The sequence below is a fragment of the Kribbella sp. VKM Ac-2571 genome (assembly GCF_004362255.1).
In the GTDB taxonomy this organism is placed as follows: Bacteria; Actinomycetota; Actinomycetes; order Propionibacteriales; family Kribbellaceae; genus Kribbella; species Kribbella pratensis.
Map to the genome: position 1 here is coordinate 388,335 of NZ_SNWS01000003.1, position 16,104 is coordinate 404,438.

Below are 16,104 nucleotides of genomic sequence, written 5' to 3' on the forward strand. Positions count from 1 at the left end.
AGAGTCGTGTTGAAGCCCGCCGTACGTAGCGCCGTCGAGAGCACCTCCATCGCCCACCTGGCCACCGTCCTGCCGGACGGGTCGCCGCACTCCATCCCGCTCTGGGTGAGCTCGCTCGACGACAAGATCATCTTCCTGACCGGTCCGACCTCGCAGAAGGCGCGCAACCTCCAGCGCGACCCGCGCGTCGCGGTATCCCTCGCGCCGGTCGACAACCCCTACGAGCCGGTCATCGTCCGCGGTCGCGTCGTCGAGTGGATCGACGGTGACGCGGGCTGGGAGCTCGTCGACCAGATCGCCCAGAAGTACATCGGCCGGCCCTACGGCCGCGACGTGGAACGCGTCATCGGCGTCATCGAGGTGGACCACCAGACGGTCGGCGTCAGCTGACCATAAGATTCCCGCATGGGTGTGACTGTGACGGTTGGGGAGCAGGACGCTTATCTCGCGCGGGTCGGGCGGGCCGGGATGTTGCTGCTGCCGATGATCACCGGGATCGGTGAGCAGATCCGCGAGTGGGCCGACGAGCTTGCCGGGGAAGGGATCACCGCGCTGGCGTGGGACCCGTTCAAGGGGCGCAGCACCGACAACGCCACCCGGGAAGAGCTCAGCGGGATGCTGCGGGAGATGGACGACGACGCCGCGCTCGCCGAGCAGCGCGCGTTACTGGACTATCTGTTCGACGATCTCGGGTGCAGCAAGGTCGGCGTCATCGGATGGTGCCTCGGCGGACGGTTCGCCTTCCTGCTCGGGGCCCGCGACCAGCGAGTGGCGAACGTCGTCGCCTTCCACCCGACCGTGCCGTCGAACCGGCCACCGCATCACACGTACGACGCGATTGCGGAGGCCGCCGGGGTCACGGCGCCGGTGCTGGTGAGCTACCCGAGCGCGGACGCCGCCGTACCCAATGCGGACTTCGAGACGTTGCAGACCGTGTTGCAGGCCCGGACCGCCGGCGCGACGTTCGCGCAGTACCTTCCCGGTGCGGACCACGGGTTCTCGGACAAGTCGCGGCACGACAAGGACGTCAACGCGGACGCGTTCCGGCTCGCGTGGCCGCAGGCGCTCGCGTTCATGAAGTCGACGGTCGCCTGAGCCGTCGGCGGCATCACACCCCGCGATCTCAGCCTTGGGCAGTCGGACGCACTATCAGCTCGTTGACGTCCACGGCGGCCGGTTGGTTCACCGCGAAGGCAATGGCATCCGCGATCGCGGCAGCCGGGATGGCCAGCTGTGCGGCCACCTCTCGAGCAGCAGCCTGGGCCTCGGCCGAACCACCCCGGTCGGTCAACTCGCTCTGCGTGAATCCCGGGCTGACAACTGTCACGCGGATGTCCCGGCTCTCCTGCCGGAGTCCCTCGGACAGGGCCGCCACGGCGAACTTGGTCGCGCTGTAGACGGCTGCCGTGGGGTCCACGCGGTGCCCGGACACTGACGACACGTTCACGATGTGCCCACCATCCTGCTTCCGCATCTGAGGCAGGACCGCGGCGGTTCCGTACAGGACGCCGCACAGGTTCACGTCGATCATCTGGTCCCACTCCGCGATGCGCAGCTCCGCGATGCGGGACAGCGACATGACGCCGGCGTTGTTGACGAGTACGTCGATCCGGCCGTACTCCTGCACCGCTGCGGCGGCGAATGCCTGGACCGACTGGAGGCTGGTCACGTCCAGCTCTCGGTAGGCGACGGACGCACCACCGGCACGGAGTTCCTCGGCGAGCGATGCCAGCCGGCCGGTGCGTCGGGCGCCCAGAAAGACGGCGTGGCCCAGGCTCGCCAACCGCCGGGCGGTGGCCTCACCGATCCCGCTGCTCGCGCCGGTGACCAGGACGGTCTTCGAATCTGTCGATGTGCTCACTGCTGTTGCTCCCTCGGAGTGTTGTGTGGCGACGGTGGCCGCAGCTCAACTCCACTGCGTCCGCAGGCCCGGAAGAAGGGACCGGGAACCCAGGTGTGGGACACCGAGGGTCAGGTCCTGGAGCGGCTCCGGACGGCGGAGAAAGTCGTTGAACGGGGTTACGATCGATCCCATGGCGCAACGGGACAACGAGCTCGGGCCGTTTCTCCGAGCCACCCGGGGACGCTTGGAGCCGGCGGACGCCGGTCTTGCCCTCCTGTCCCCGCGCCGGACCGTCCTCTGGATGTCGTGCACCCGTCGTTGCTTCGGCTCCTGGATTCCTTCCCACGCTCGGCGGCCTACGTGCTCGGCCCGGCGTTCGACGTGCTCGCGGCGAACCCGATCGCCGACGCTTTGTTGTCTCCGTTCGGTGACGAGCGCAACATGCCGTGGATCCTGTGCACCCATCCACAGGCCGAAGTCGTCTTCGCGGACTGGCAGCTCCGGCAACGCAGCACCGTGCATGCCTTACGCCTGAACGCGGGTCGGCTACCGAACGATCCGGCCATCACCGATGTTGTGGCCCGGCTGAGCAAGGTTTCGCCGCGATTCCGAACGCTGTGGGACGACAACGAGGTCGGAAGCCTGGCCCGAGCGTTCAAGGTTTTCATCCATCCGGTGGTAGGACGCATCGAGCTGACGTATCAGACCTTCGAGGTGCTGGACGCCCCCCGGCCAGCTGTTGCTGGTCGGGGGCCCGGAGCCTGGAACCGCCGGCGACGTCGCCATCGGGCGTCTCGCCTCGACCGCGGAGCCGGTCTGACAGGTGCTCGCAGCCCAGGTGTCGTACCCCCTGGGTGACAGTCCCTTCCAGCCCCTCGGCCCAGGCTCGACACTTGAGGCGCTCCAGCAGGACCACCACTATCGAGAGGCGTCGCGCCATGCCCGAAATCCTGGAAGTGACCAGTCTCCGCCCCGCTCCCGGTCGTACGCCGGAGGACTTTGTCGCAGCGAACGCGGACATCAATGAGTACCTCAAGCGCCGGCCGGGGTTCCAGTGGCGCCGAATCGTCCTGCGCGACGACGACACCATTCTCGACATCGTGGCGTACGACAGCATCGAGCATGCCCGCGCGGGTGCCGGGGGTATCACCGGCGAGATGGGTGACTCGCCGGTGCATGCCGCGATCGACCACAGCACCGTGGACTGGCAGATGACCACCGTGCTGCAGCACATCGAGTGAGGTCGGACGTCAGTGGGACAAGACGGGAGCTGCTTCGCGCTGGGCCCAGTTGGCGAAGCTGGTCGCGGGACGGTGCAGTACGTCCGCCACGCCCGCCGAGACGTACGAGTCGGCGCCGGACCTGATCCCGTTGAGCATCGCCATCCGCCACTGGATGTACATCTCCGGCGTACCGGCGGCGCGCAGACGCTGGATGTGGTCGGTGTCGCTCTCGTCCTGGAAGCTGATGCTCACACCAGTGGCCTGCTCGAGTTGCGTCGCCGCCTCCTCGAAGGTCAGCGCTTCCGGGCCGGAGAGTGACAAGATGCGTCCGTCGTACCTGCGCCTGGTCATCACAGCGGCTGCCACGGCGGCGATGTCCTCGACGTCGATGAACGGTTCGGCTCCGGCGCCGACCGGGGCGACGATGCGGCCGTCGACCGGGGCGAACATCGCTTCGGTGAAGTTCTGCGCGAAGTGTGACGGGCGCAGAACGGTCCACGGGATCGGACCTTGCTGGAGCGCCTGCTCCGCGCGCCCGACCGCGCCGTCAGGTAGGAACTCCACGCCCCGCGCCGACAGCAGGACGACCTGGTTCGTGCCAGCGTGGCTCGCGAGGTCGAGCAGCCGGGTCAGCTGAGGGCTCCAGTCGGCGGACGAACCAGGGCCGATGACGAACATGCTGGTCACGCCGTTCAGAGCGGCTGCCCAGGTGGATTCGTCGTGCCAGTCGAAGACGGTGGTCGATGCCCGGCTCGCGGGACGCGTCGGGTGGCCGGCGTGGTCGAGAAGTCGGGTCAGTCGGCGACCGACCTTGCCGCTGCCACCGAGAATCAGATGAGTCATACCGCCACCGTAGGAACGGCTGCGTGGACGGAAGATGTGCCATCTGCTCAGATCCCTTCGTTATCGTCCAAGGATGGACATCCTGAGCGATCAACTCGCTCGAGCCCGTGCACAGGGAGCGGTCTTCTCGATCTTGCGTCGGATCCACCCCTGGGGAGTGCGGTTCGCGGGCAGGCGGCCGCTCACCGCGCATCTGCTTCTCGAGGGCCAAGGCTGGCTCGAGCGTGAAGGTCGACAGCCGGTGCACCTCGGTGCCCGCGACGTCGTGCTCGTCCCAGCCGGTCCTCCATACGTCGTCGGCAGCACGCCCGGTGTCGCGGCGATCCCGATCGACGAAGCGCGCAGGCAAGGCTCCGATCACGGCGTCGGCGCCGCGTCGGAACTGTTGTGTGGCGCCTACGTGCTCGACGGCAGTGTCGCGGCGTCCTTGCTGAACGGCCTTCCTGACCTTGTGCTGGTTCGAGCCGCTGACCAGGACCCGTCGCACCTGGCTGCCATCGAACTCCTCGCGGCGGAGGTGGAGCGCGATGCCCCAGGTCACCAGGCGGTCCTGGATCGGCTGCTGGATCTCAACCTGATCTACACGCTGAGCGCGTGGTGGGAGCAGTCCGGCGGTCAGGCGCCGGGCTGGTTCCGGGGTCTGTCGCATCCCGAGTTGCGCCGTGTGCTCGAGAGCCTGCACGCGAATCCGGCAGCGGACTGGAGGCTGGAGACGATGGCGCAGCTTGCCGGCCGGTCCCGGGCGTCGTTCGCGGCCACGTTCCGCGACCTGGTCGGCGTATCTCCCGGCCGCTACCTCACCGAGTTGCGGATGAGTCGCGCCGAGGACGCCTTGACCAGGACCAGCGCGCCGCTGGCGACGATCGCACGAAATGTTGGATACAGCAACGAATTCGCCTTCGCCACGGCATTTCGGCGGCACAGCGGCAGCTCCCCGGGTCAATGGCGTCAGCGCTTCGAAAGCCCTCCGGCCGCCTCGTCGTAACGGCAACGGCCTCGTGGTCCCGGCGGCCCGGATCCTCCTTCTGGCCGGCCGCCTTCAGCGCGGCCCACGTGGCGGTCCGGATCGCCTTGGTTCTGAGCGGGATTTCGCCATGACCCACGATGAGATGTTACAGCTTGATCAAAGATGGTCACGCAACGTGATAGATCCGCCATCCTGCGATTAGTCCTCTGATTGAATGCGACATCAACTCCCACCTCCGCCTGGGTCGGATCGAGTAGTGGTCCTGTGGCGACTGGATGGGGAGATATATGCCGAAGTCATTGTCGTGGCCTGCCCGACGAAGGGGCCGTTCCCGGACGCGGAGAACCGCGGCGGACCCACGTATGGCGTCCAGTGGGAGGCGTTTGGTGGCGATCGCGCTGGCGGCCGCCACCGCGCTGATCGGCGTGGGTGTGACGCCTGCCTGGGCCGCGCCGGTCTACCAGATCACCGGGCAGTGGGTCGCCGGTACGCCGGCAGTCGTGGCCAACGGCAACCTTGTCACCGGGGTCTGGCGCATCAACGTCAATGACGGCGCGAACCCGCCGGCGAACGACCCGGTGCCGAACGTGACGCTGAAGGTCACCGCGACGAATGGGAAGTTCACGGCGATCCCCGGTGGATGCAAGACAACCGGAGTCACGCCGCCATCGTCCATCTCGGCTGACGGGGCGACTCTGACCTGCAACCTCGGGACGCAGCGCATGGGCACGGCGTACGTGGTGCAGGCGCCGATGGTCGTCAGCGGATTCACCGGCCAGGCGATCTCTGCGACCGGTACCATCGGCGGTCAGACCGTCGGCCTACCGCCGAGGGAGATCCGCAACACGTTCGGCATGGACATGCAGTGGAGCGCGGCGTCGGACTACAGCCAGGGTCCTCCGGAGACCGGCGACTACGGCATCGACGTGGAGTGGACGCTGCGGACTCGGCCCGGCAGCGACCCTGGACCACAGACGCTCACCTACACCCTGACGGTCAGCAACAACGACAGCCGGGTGCTCACTGCGGGCGCCACCGCCGCAACGGGACCTGTCCGGGCACCGTGTACACCGTTCGACATCAGCGCCGCGCCGGGCCACCCGTGGTCGGGCCGGAAGGTGGCGAACCAAACGGCACCTTTCGTGAAGGACTGCACCCTGGTGAAGTTGCGCAGGGATGCACTGGGCAGAGACATCTTCCGGCTGACGCTGTCTGGTATCGACTACTCCAAGGTGCTGAAGCCGACCCAGGACTCGACGGGCGCTTCGCTGGGCACCGCCTGGGAACCGGTGGCCAGCGGGTCCGTTTGGTTCACCGTTCACGGCATTCGCCAGGCCACCGGCGTGACGCTGCAGGCGAACGAGCCGACGTACGTGTCTGCGTCGCCGGCGGCGCAGCGCTGCGCGCCTGGCTGCAGCCTTCCGACCAACAACACCGAAGGTAAGACTGTCTTGCTGGCAGGCGCATGGTCGCATGCTTGGGTCCGCCAGTTCACTGGCTCGGGCGGTACGCCGTGGGACAACACCTACCGCGTACCGCAGGGTGAGCTCGTTGAAAGCGTCACCACCAACCGATACGGCGAGACGCCGACGGTGCCGAACACTGCCTTCATCGGCGACTGCGACGTGATCGACAGCCGGTTCTCGACGTACGTCTCGCACGACGTCATCAAGATCAACCGCACCACGAACGTCGCGACTCCACTCACCGGGGCGACAACGCAGTACTACGTCGGTCCGGCTCCCGCGAACCCGAACACGTTCAGCTGTGCCGGAAACGCCGGCTGGACCACGCAGAAGCCGGCGAACCTCGCCCTGATCAAGGCCGTGCGGGCCACCTACCGCAAGGCGAGTGCTGCCGGCTACACCGGCCAGTTGGTGCTCAAGCAGACGATCAAGGCCAACGCGCCCATCGGTCAGGATGTCTGGACCTGGGGATCGTCGCTGCGGTGGAACCCGGGGGCGGGTCGATCCGAGTGGATCGATCACGGCCGGGATACCGCGCCTGGCGCCGCTGCCGAGATCACGCCCGTGCCAGGAGGACGCTACCCGTACACGACTGGCGCTCGGGATGTGCTGCACGTCGTCGGGCCTGTGCCGTCGGTGACCAAGACCGCGACGCCCCAGGTCGTCGAGCCGGGTACGCCGTTCACCTACACGCTTCGGTACCGGGCGGACTACTCCAGGCCGGCGGTCAACGGCTTCGTTCTGACCGACACGCTTCCCGCAGGCGTCACCTACGTGCCGGGCTCTGCCACGCCGGAGCCGACTGTGACGACCGGTTCGACGGGTCAGCAGGTGCTGACGTGGCGGCTCAGCAACGTCAAGACCGACACCTGGTTCAGTCTGCGGTTCAAGGCGGTCGCTGGTGCCTCCGTCCGACCGGGCCAGGCGCTGAACAACTGCGTGCGGGCGACGATCGGCAGGGAGAGCGACCAGGCGTGCGCACAGGTAACGGTCTCGGCGTCCGGCTACACCACGATCCTGAAGACACCGAACGCCCAACTGATTCCCGACCCTGACGGAGACGGCACAGGAACCGGCACGTATACGGTCGCTCTACGCTCGTTCGATCCGCTGTCCCAGAGCTTCACCGACACGATCGACATCCTGCCCTACAAGGGCGATGGCCGAGGTACGGCGTACAACGGCACCTACACCGTAGGAACGGTGACGGGGGTGGCGGGCGCGACGGTGTACTACACCACGGCCGCGCCGGCAACGCTGAAAGACGACCCGGCGGATCCGAGCAACGGTTCCGCGGGCGACATCTCCGGCAACACGGTCGGGTGGACGACGACCTACACGCCGAATGCCACGGCGGTCCGGGTGATCGGGCCGGCGTTGGCCCCCGGTGCCGTCCAGGAATTCAAGGTGCCGATCACCACGAAGGGTGCATTCGGCGGCGACAAGTACGTCAACCGGGCCCAGGCTAGAGCGGGCCACACCGAACTGGTGATGCGCACGTCCGCGCCGCTCGTCTTCGCGCCGTCACACGCGATGCAGCTGAAGAAGTACCTACAAGGCCGCGACGGCAAGTGGTACGACGCGAACGATGAGGCGTCGGCGGCGCAGTTCCAGACCGGCGACGCCATCCGCTACCGGATCGTCGTCACGAACACCGGTCGCAGCCCGCTGACGAACATCGCCGTCAAGGACGACAAATACCCGCTCGGCAACTTCACGATCGACAGCCTCGCGGTCGGGGCGAGCAAGTCGAAGGAGTACGCCGTCAAGGCCGGCCCGGTGGGCTCGGTGGTGAACACCGCCTGCGCGACCGCCGCGAGCGCCAACAAGAGTTGCGATCCGGCGAACGTGAAGGTCAGTTCGTACCGGACGGTGAAGACGTCCGACCCGAAGAGCGGTTCGACCGTGATGCCGGGCGACAAGGTCGTCTACACCGTGACTGTGACGCAGCGAGGGCCCGGTCCGGTCAACGCCAAGTTCTCAGACGATCTGAGCAAGGTGCTCGACGATGCGTCGTACAACGGCGACGTTCGTGCCGATACCGGGATCGCGCAGTACAAGGACGGAGCCGTTGTCTGGAGCGGTAGGCTGCCGGCCGGAGGCAAGGCAGTGGTCACCTACTCGGTCACGGTGCGGGACACGGCCGGTGACTTCCACTTGAAGAATGTGGTCACCTCGCCCGGCTGCGCGGCAGTGAAGGACTGTACGACGGAACACATCGTGCCGACGAATGGCCGGTACAAGTTCTCCAAGACGTCGGATCCGCGAAGCGGATCGACGGTCGAGGTCGGCGACAAGGTCTCCTACACCGTCCGCGTCGCTCAGCTCGGCGCCGGTCAGGTCGAGAACGCGACGATCACGGACGATCTCTCCAAGGTCCTTGACGACGCGCGCTACAACGGCGATGCCAGGGCCAGTGCGGGCACGGTCCAGGTCGAGGGCCAGAAGCTCTTGTGGAGGGGCGACCTGGCTGTCGGAGCAAAGGTCACCATCACGTATTCGGTGACGGTGACCGACGCCGGTGACCGCCACCTGAGCAACGTGGTCACCAGCCCGTCGAAGAGTGGAACCTGTGACGAGTCGGTCGGCTGCAAGACGAACCACACCGTCCACCACGAGGGCGATCTGCCCAATACCGGTGGCGATCTGGATCCAAGGCTTATCGTCCTCGCTGTCGTACTGATCATCGCCGGAGCCGGACTGTTCGTCGGCGGAGTAGCGCTGAAACGTCGTCGGCAAGCCGTCGACTGATCGAGCCAGGATGACGCAGCCCGCCTCGTCGCACCGATCGGGAGCGGCGGGGCGGGCGCAGCGTACGACCAAGAGAGAGGCATCCCACGCGTCTGACCGGCAACTCGGTATCCGGTGAATCCGGCCGGTGGACCGGAGCACAGATGCGTTGGTGGATGAATCGGCGAAGCGAGGGTGGGTGAATCGGTCGAGGAGAGACTCGTTCGACGGAAGCGAGCGGCGATCCGGCCGGCGCCCCCGGCGGCGGACGCCGACCATGGCGGTCGCGGTGGCCCTGCTCGCGGCTGGCGTAGGCCTGTCCGGGTGGATCGGCTGGGAGTACGTCGGCACGAACGTGACCGCCCAACATCGTCAGCAGGAGACGAAGAGCACGCTGCAGCAGGAGTGGCGGGCCGGCCAGAGTTCGGTCGATCCCGGGCGAGGGTTCGCGCTGCTGCGGGTGCCACGATTCGGGAAGGACTACGAGGTGCCGATCATCCGTGGCATCGACGACAAGTCGCTGGCCTCAGGAGCCGGCTGGTTTCCGCACAGCCAGCGCCCGGGTGAGCCCGGGAACTTCGCGATCGCCGCGCATCGGGTAACCCATGGACAGCCGTTCCGCGACTTTCCGCGGCTGCGGAAGGGGGACAAGGTCTCCGTGGAGACTCGCGACGAGGTACTCATCTACACGCTGGACGACTCGGGCACGGATCACCACGTGCCATTCACGGAGTCGTGGATCGTCGACCCGGTGCCCGGTAGGCCCGGGGCCGTGCCGACCAGGGCTCTGATCACCCTGACCACTTGCGCGGAGCTGTTCAGGACAGACGATCGCTCCTACGTCTTCGGGCATCTCACGGAGCGCAGGCGTAAACCCGCGCGCTGAACAACCCGTTCTTGCCGGTGTGCGCTCGCCAACAGGTTCTGTGCCTTCGGCACGGAACCGCGGGTCGGCCCCGCCAGTCACGTGACGTCACCGAGTCACGCCGCCCGGCGATGCTCGGTAGGCGTGACACCACGGACCCGCTTGAACGCAACGCTCAACGCGAATGCGTTCGCGTACCCGACCCGCCGGGCGATCGTCTCGACGGTGTCCCGCGTCGATCGCAGCTGGTCCGCGGCGAGCGTGATCCGCCACCCGGTCAGGTAGCTCATCGGCGCCTCGCCAACCACCGCGCTGAATCGCCGGGCCAACGACGCGCGCGAGATCCCGACCCGGTCCGCGAGCTCGGTGACGTTCCACGGGTACGCCGGATCCTCGTGCAGCAGGCGCAACGCCGTACCCGCGACCGGATCGGTCTGCGCCTGGTACCACCCCGGCGCGTGCGAGTCCGGCCGGGCGAACCACGCCCGCAGCGTGGTGATCAGCGCCAGGTCGAGCCACCGGTCCAGCACGCTCTGCTGACCGGGCGCGTCCCGCTGGATCTCGCTGGTGATCATGTCCATCACCGACCCAGCCACCTCGGCCGCCGGTACGACGAGCACCGGCGGAAGCGCGGTGACGAGCCGTCGGTTCACGTCGCCGGCCACTTGATAGGTGCCGCTGGCAACCATCACTTCACCCGACTTGCGAGCGCCGTACGTTCGCACACCGAGCCGGGCGGAGTAGTCGGTCGGTGCCCCGGGCAACGGTTCGCAGATGCCGCCGGGGTGGATCCGCAGCTGTGGTGCGGTGGTCAGGCTGTCGCTGACGACGTACGGCTCCGGGCCGGTGACGATCGCGACGTCACCCTGCTCCATCCGCTGCGGCTCGAGGTCCTCGCGGATTATCCAGCCGGATCCGCGGATCAGGATCGCGAGCGCCAGCGGCGCCTCGTCGCGGATCTCCAGCGCCCAGGGCAGATCCAGGATCGTCAGGTTGAACACCCCGTCCTGCGCGCGGGTCCCGGCCAGCAGTTCGTCGAGCACATCCATGCGCCGAGCCTATGTCAGGTTGAGCGTTCCGAACATCGAATTGCGGCGCACGGCTACGGTTTGTCTCACCTTCCTCCGGTGGACTGGAGTCATGAACCCGATTCTGATCCTCAGTGGCAAAGGCAAGACCGGCCGTCGCATCGCGGCGCAACTCGAGGCGCGGGGCGTCCTGTACCGGCTCGCGTCCCGCTCCAGCGAGCGACGGTTCGACTGGTACGACGAGAGCACCTGGGCGGAGGCGATCCGCGGCACCGACACGGCGTACCTCGCGCCGCCGGTCGGGCCTACCGGACTCGCGCAGGCCGGCAAGTTGGTCGAGCAGGCCGACGGGCTGCGGCGCGTGGTGCTGCTGTCGGGTCGTGGCGTCGGCAGTTCGGGACGCGACTTCGCTGTGTACGACGGGCAGCTCGCTCTCGAGAACGTGGTGCGGGCCAGCGGCTTGGACTGGACGATCGTCCAGCCGGCGTGGTTCGCGCAGGGTTTCAGCGAGGACTTCCTGCGCTACCACGTGCTGGCGGGCGAGATCCGGCTGTCCGCGGGCAACGGCGGCGAGGCGTGGATCGACACCGACGATGTCGGCGACGTGATGACCACCGCTCTGCTCGACGAGTCGTACGTCGGCCAGACGATCGCGATCTCCGGTCCACGCACCCTCACGATGACCGAGATCGCCGACGAGCTGAGCACCGCAATCGGCCGCCCGATCAAGTACGTGGACCTCGACCCCGAGACCCACGTCGCGGAACTGACCGAGCAAGGTCTCACGCCCGAAGATGCCACCGCCGTCCGCGACCTGTTCACCGTCATCCGCAACCACCGCTCCGAGTACGTCTCCGACGGCGTCGAGCAGGTCCTGGGCCGAGCCCCCCGCGACTTCACCACCTGGGCCCGCGAGACCGCGGCGACCGGTGTCTGGGCTGGGTAGGCGCGGACGCCCAGCACTACACAACTGCGGAATCACAGTCGGCCACACGCTCAACCGCCCGCGCAGACCTCAATTGATGAGTGCTGCACGTCCGCCTCCCACACCACCGAAGCGCGACAGCCCGCTCGACACCCCTGCGGACGGCCGCCGCCCCACCACCGGAGGTCGCCGGTGCGCTAACCGCCCACCCGCAGGCGGCGCTCCACCTCCCCGCCCACCTGAGAGCGGCGCTCCGCCTCCGCGCCCGCCGGAGGTGCGGGGCGGGCCTCATGAGACCGTCCTTGAGGGCGGCGCAGCGGGGACGCGTTTGGGTTAGTCGGCTGAGCGGAGCATTGCGCGGATGCCGACGGTCAGGCCGAGTGCCGCGGTCACGATCGCCGCGACGCATCCCCAGAGCACCGCGTTGGACAGTACGTCGCCCGAGAACAGGGTCCGCTCCGCGTCGACGACGTACGACAGCGGGTTGAACTTCGAGGCGACGCGCATCCAGCCGGGACCGGTCTCGAGCGGCAGCAGCATCCCGGACAGGATCATCAACGGGAACAGGAACGTCTGCTGCACCACCCAGAACATCCAGTCCTGCTTGCGTACGGCGATCGCCAGTGCGTAGCTGAACGAGCCGAGCCCGACCCCGAACACCGCTAGCAGTGCTAGCCCGATCAGCGCGCCGACGAGGTGCAGGTCGAACGCGAACGGCGTCATCACCGCGATCACGATCACCGCCTGCCCGAACAGCGGCACCATCTCCTTCAGCGCCCGGCCGATCAGCAATGACGAACGGGACAGCGGCGTGACCAGCATCCGCTCGTGCGCACCGGTCTGGAACTCGAACAGCAGGTTCGCCCCAGTGGTCGACGTACCGAACAGCGTGGTCATCACCAGGATCGACGGGACGAACCACTGCCACACGCCGTCGCCGAACGTGCCGCCCATCGATCCGGACAGCAGCGGCCCGAACAGGGCGAGGAACACCAGCGGCTGAATCATTCCGAACAGGAGGCTGAACGGGTCTCGCAGTACCGGCTTGAGTTCTCGCGCCATCACGATCCGGATGTCGCGGAGCAGGTTCCGTGAGGGCTGGGCCGTGGTCGCGGTGGAGGTTGCCGACAGGGTCAGGGTGGTCATCAGGCTGCCTTTCCGTTCGAGTCTTCACGCAGGCTGCGCCCGGTGAGGTTGAGGAACACGTCGTCGAGAGTCGGGCGGTGTACCTGCGCGGTCGCGATCGGTACGCCGCCGCGCTGGGCGGCCGCGACCAGTTCGGGAAGCGCGGCCGGCCCGTCCGCCACCCGGACGCTCACCTCGTCGCCGACGGCAATCACTTCGCGGGCTCCGGGCAACTTCCCGGCCAGCTCGCTCAACCGCGCGATGTTGCTAGGAGCAACGGTCACCGCAAGCCGGTCACCGGCCAGCTTGGCCTTCAGGCCGTCGGCGGTGTCGTCGGCGATCACCTCGCCGTGATCCACCACGACCACGCGCTCGGCCATCGAGTCCGCCTCGTCCAGGTAGTGCGTGGTCAGCACGATCGTCATCGCGTACTGCTCGCGCATCCGCAGGATGTGGTCCCACAGGTTCGCCCGGTTCTGCGGGTCGAGGCCCGTCGACGGCTCGTCCAGGAACAGCAGGGACGGCCCGTGCACCAGACCCATCGCGACGTCGAGTCGGCGGCGCTGCCCGCCCGACAGTTCCGACACCTTGCGCCGCGCCAGGTCCTTCAGCTCCAGGGCCTCGAGCAGTTCGCCGGCCCGCAGCTTGGCCGTACGGCGGTCGAGTCCGTAGATGACGCCCTGCCCGACGAGCTCGTCGCCGACCCGTTGCGAGTGGCCGGCGCCGTTGCCCTGTCCGACGTACCCGATCCGGCGCCGGACCTGGCTAGGTTGCGTGGTCACGTCGTACCCGGCCACCGTCGCGGTGCCCGAGGTCGGCGTGATCAAGGTGGTGAGCATGCGCAACGTGGTCGTCTTGCCGGCGCCGTTCGGGCCGAGGACGGCGACCAGTTCACCGGGTTCGACGTCCAGGCTGATGCCGCGGACCGCGTGCACGGTCTCGGTACGGCTCACCACGAAGTCCCGGGTGAGCGCTCGGGTGCTGATCACGATCTCTCCTTCGGTCAGGGTCTCTACGGCAGACATTTCCAGGGAAAGAGGACAGGTTCTGGCCGCTACTCATGGCAATCTGAAGTCATGTCCGAGACCTCAGCCCGACTGCTCGCGCTGCTCTCCTTGCTCCAGGCCCGCCGCGACTGGCCAGGGCAGCTGCTGGCCGACCGCCTGGAAGTCAGCCCGCGCACCGTCCGCCGGGACGTGGACCGGCTGCGCGACCTCGGGTATCCCGTGCGCGCGACCAAGGGACCCGACGGCGGCTATCGCCTGGATGCCGGGGCGGATCTGCCGCCGCTGCTGTTCGACGACGATCAGGCGATCGCGGTCGCGGTCGCCCTGCAGACCGCGACAACCACAGTCACCGGGATCGAAGAGGGCGCGCTGCGGGCGCTGGCCACGGTTCGTCAGGTCATGCCGGCGCGGTTGCGGCAACGGGTCGACGCCCTGCAGGTCACCACGGTCGACCGGTACGCCAACCGCCGTACGACGGTCGACTCGGAACAGTTGATCGCGATCGGCACGGCGGTTCGCGCGAACGAAGTACTGCGGTTCGACTACGCCTCACCTGGTGCAGCGGACGATGAATGGGTGCCGCCGCGGAAGGTGGAGCCGCATCATCTGGTGACGTGGGGCGGGCGGTGGTACCTCGTCGGCTGGGATCTGGATCGCAACGACTGGCGGACGTTCCGGGTGGATCGGATGACGCCGAAGACGCCGACCGGACCGCGGTTCGCGCCGCGTGAACTACCGGCGCCCGACGTGGCGACGTACATCTCCAGCAAGTTCCGCGGACAGGACCGCAACCCCTGCCGTGGTGAGGCGATCCTGCAGGCGAAGGCGTCGGACATCGCGCAATGGGCCGGCCACGGTGCCGTCGTCGAGGAACTCACGCCGACGAGTTGCCGGCTCGCGCTCAGCGGATGGTCGTGGACGGGGCTGGCTGCGACGTTCGGGATGTTCGAGTGCGATCTGGAGTTTGTTGGTCCTCAAGAGTTGAAGGTTGCGGCGACGCAGTTGGCCGCGCGCTATCGGGAGGCTGCCTCATGACCGCGGAACTGATCGTCGTGGATGCTGCCGCCTGGGGGAGTTGGCTGCACGAGCATCATGCGGAATCGGATGGCGTGTGGCTCGTCCTCGCGAAGAAGAACGTGACGACGCCCACGGGCCTGACGTACGACGAAGCGCTCGAGGAAGCCCTGTGTCACGGGTGGATCGACGGGCAACGGCGGGGACGCGACGAGCAGACCTTCGTGCAGCGGTACACGCCGCGGCGCGCGCGGAGCATGTGGTCGAAACGGAACGTCGGCCTGATCGCGCGGCTGGAACAGGAAGGCCGGATACGCCCAGCCGGCCGCGCCGAGGTCGAACGCGCGAAGGCCGACGGCCGCTGGGACAACGCGTACGGCGGGTCCCGCGCGCTCGAGGTCCCGGATGATCTCGCGTCCGCGCTGGCCGCGGATCCGAAGGCGCAGGCCATGTTCGAGATCCTGACCAAAGCCAATCGATTCGCGGTTGTCTTCCGGGTGAACGACGCCAAACGTCCGGAGACGCGGGCCAAGCGCATCGCGCTGTACGTCGAGCAGCTGGCCCGCGGCGAGACGATCTACCCGCAGAAACGGACGCTCTGAGCAAGCTTGACAGGACATGTCCGCGGACTCGCAGTCGACGCAGGCTGCAGGCAGCCGTCGGCCGACCGACCGTGGGGCACACGTCCTGTCGAGCTTGCACATCGCACTATTGCTCGACCATGTCGAGGGTCGCCTCCTGGCCGGCGGTGAGTGGGAAGTAGGCGAGGAACGTGACGCCCTCTTCCGCGGTGTCGAAGCGGGCGATCCGTTCCACGGCGGGCTCGTAGAAGACGTCGCCGGGGTGGAGGACCTGCGGCTCGGTGTCCTCGGACTGCTGGTAGATCGCCGACCCCGACACGATGTTGCCGAACACGGGGCCGTTGTGGACGTGGGCGCCGAGCGCGGTGTGCGGGTCGATCGTGATCCGACGGATCTCGACGCGCTGCACCGGCAGCGCCTCCGGCAGGTGCTGATCCAGGACGACTACCCGGCTGATCGATGAGTTCATGGCAGCATCGTACATACC

16 protein-coding genes are annotated in these 16,104 nt (G+C 67.7%); 10 read left to right on the forward strand and 6 right to left on the reverse strand.

Going from position 1 to position 16,104, the window contains the following annotated elements:
- Positions 1 to 6 precede the first annotated feature (6 nt).
- On the forward strand, positions 7 to 390 hold the full coding sequence (locus EV651_RS09210) for a TIGR03618 family F420-dependent PPOX class oxidoreductase (protein ID WP_133784051.1): 384 nt from the start codon (positions 7 to 9) through the stop codon (positions 388 to 390).
- 15 nt (positions 391 to 405) lie between these two features.
- Positions 406 to 1,095: a dienelactone hydrolase family protein gene (locus EV651_RS09215; protein WP_133784053.1), complete on the forward strand. Its 690-nt coding sequence runs from the start codon at positions 406 to 408 to the stop codon at positions 1,093 to 1,095.
- Positions 1,096 to 1,123: 28 nt separating this feature from the next.
- Here EV651_RS09215 and EV651_RS09220 read toward each other — a convergent pair whose 3' ends face one another.
- Complete coding sequence (locus EV651_RS09220; protein ID WP_133784055.1) at positions 1,124 to 1,861, reverse strand: SDR family oxidoreductase; 738 nt, start codon at positions 1,859 to 1,861, stop codon at positions 1,124 to 1,126.
- A gap of 288 nt (positions 1,862 to 2,149) precedes the next feature.
- Here EV651_RS09220 and EV651_RS09225 point away from each other — a divergent pair, with 288 nt between their 5' ends.
- Positions 2,150 to 2,701: a hypothetical protein gene (locus EV651_RS09225; protein WP_202870231.1), complete on the forward strand. Its 552-nt coding sequence runs from the start codon at positions 2,150 to 2,152 to the stop codon at positions 2,699 to 2,701.
- An 80-nt stretch (positions 2,702 to 2,781) separates the two neighbouring features.
- Positions 2,782 to 3,084: a hypothetical protein gene (locus tag EV651_RS09230; protein ID WP_133784058.1), complete on the forward strand. Its 303-nt coding sequence runs from the start codon at positions 2,782 to 2,784 to the stop codon at positions 3,082 to 3,084.
- Between the two features lie 9 nt (positions 3,085 to 3,093).
- Here EV651_RS09230 and EV651_RS09235 read toward each other — a convergent pair whose 3' ends face one another.
- Positions 3,094 to 3,909 (reverse strand): NAD(P)H-binding protein, encoded by an 816-nt coding sequence (locus EV651_RS09235; protein WP_133784060.1) that lies wholly within the window; start codon positions 3,907 to 3,909, stop codon positions 3,094 to 3,096.
- Between the two features lie 73 nt (positions 3,910 to 3,982).
- Between EV651_RS09235 and EV651_RS09240 the strand changes: the two genes are divergently transcribed.
- The 3 genes from EV651_RS09240 to EV651_RS09250 all read left to right on the forward strand — a co-directional run bounded on the left by EV651_RS09240 (position 3,983) and on the right by EV651_RS09250 (position 9,958).
- Positions 3,983 to 4,894 (forward strand): AraC family transcriptional regulator, encoded by a 912-nt coding sequence (locus EV651_RS09240; protein ID WP_133784061.1) that lies wholly within the window; start codon positions 3,983 to 3,985, stop codon positions 4,892 to 4,894.
- Positions 4,895 to 5,262: 368 nt separating this feature from the next.
- Complete coding sequence (locus EV651_RS09245; protein WP_202870232.1) at positions 5,263 to 9,093, forward strand: DUF11 domain-containing protein; 3,831 nt, start codon at positions 5,263 to 5,265, stop codon at positions 9,091 to 9,093.
- A 256-nt stretch (positions 9,094 to 9,349) separates the two neighbouring features.
- Positions 9,350 to 9,958, forward strand: a complete 609-nt coding sequence (locus EV651_RS09250) for a class E sortase (RefSeq protein ID WP_133784063.1) — start codon at positions 9,350 to 9,352, stop codon at positions 9,956 to 9,958.
- A gap of 95 nt (positions 9,959 to 10,053) precedes the next feature.
- Here the strand turns inward: EV651_RS09250 and EV651_RS09255 are convergent, their stop codons facing one another.
- Positions 10,054 to 10,986, reverse strand: a complete 933-nt coding sequence (locus EV651_RS09255; RefSeq protein WP_133784065.1) for an AraC family transcriptional regulator — start codon at positions 10,984 to 10,986, stop codon at positions 10,054 to 10,056.
- A 91-nt stretch (positions 10,987 to 11,077) separates the two neighbouring features.
- On the opposite strand from EV651_RS09255, the gene EV651_RS09260 reads away from it, so the two are divergent.
- Positions 11,078 to 11,911: an NAD(P)H-binding protein gene (locus EV651_RS09260; protein ID WP_133784067.1), complete on the forward strand. Its 834-nt coding sequence runs from the start codon at positions 11,078 to 11,080 to the stop codon at positions 11,909 to 11,911.
- Between the two features lie 312 nt (positions 11,912 to 12,223).
- Here EV651_RS09260 and EV651_RS09265 read toward each other — a convergent pair whose 3' ends face one another.
- Entirely contained in the window at positions 12,224 to 13,036 is an 813-nt protein-coding gene (locus tag EV651_RS09265) for an ABC transporter permease (protein WP_133784069.1), read from the reverse strand.
- Positions 13,036 to 14,004: an ATP-binding cassette domain-containing protein gene (locus EV651_RS09270; protein ID WP_133784071.1), complete on the reverse strand. Its 969-nt coding sequence runs from the start codon at positions 14,002 to 14,004 to the stop codon at positions 13,036 to 13,038. The genes EV651_RS09265 and EV651_RS09270 overlap by 1 nt, the downstream gene beginning before the upstream one ends.
- Before the next feature lie 87 nt (positions 14,005 to 14,091).
- On the opposite strand from EV651_RS09270, the gene EV651_RS09275 reads away from it, so the two are divergent.
- Both EV651_RS09275 and EV651_RS09280 read left to right on the forward strand, forming a co-directional pair.
- Positions 14,092 to 15,057, forward strand: coding sequence for a YafY family protein (locus EV651_RS09275; RefSeq protein ID WP_133784073.1), 966 nt, complete (start codon positions 14,092 to 14,094; stop codon positions 15,055 to 15,057).
- Positions 15,054 to 15,638, forward strand: a complete 585-nt coding sequence (locus tag EV651_RS09280) for a YdeI family protein (protein ID WP_133784075.1) — start codon at positions 15,054 to 15,056, stop codon at positions 15,636 to 15,638. Before EV651_RS09275 ends, EV651_RS09280 begins: the two co-directional genes overlap by 4 nt.
- 106 nt (positions 15,639 to 15,744) lie before the next feature.
- Here EV651_RS09280 and EV651_RS09285 read toward each other — a convergent pair whose 3' ends face one another.
- Positions 15,745 to 16,086 (reverse strand): hypothetical protein, encoded by a 342-nt coding sequence (locus tag EV651_RS09285; RefSeq protein WP_133784077.1) that lies wholly within the window; start codon positions 16,084 to 16,086, stop codon positions 15,745 to 15,747.
- Between the last annotated feature and the right edge of the window lie 18 nt (positions 16,087 to 16,104).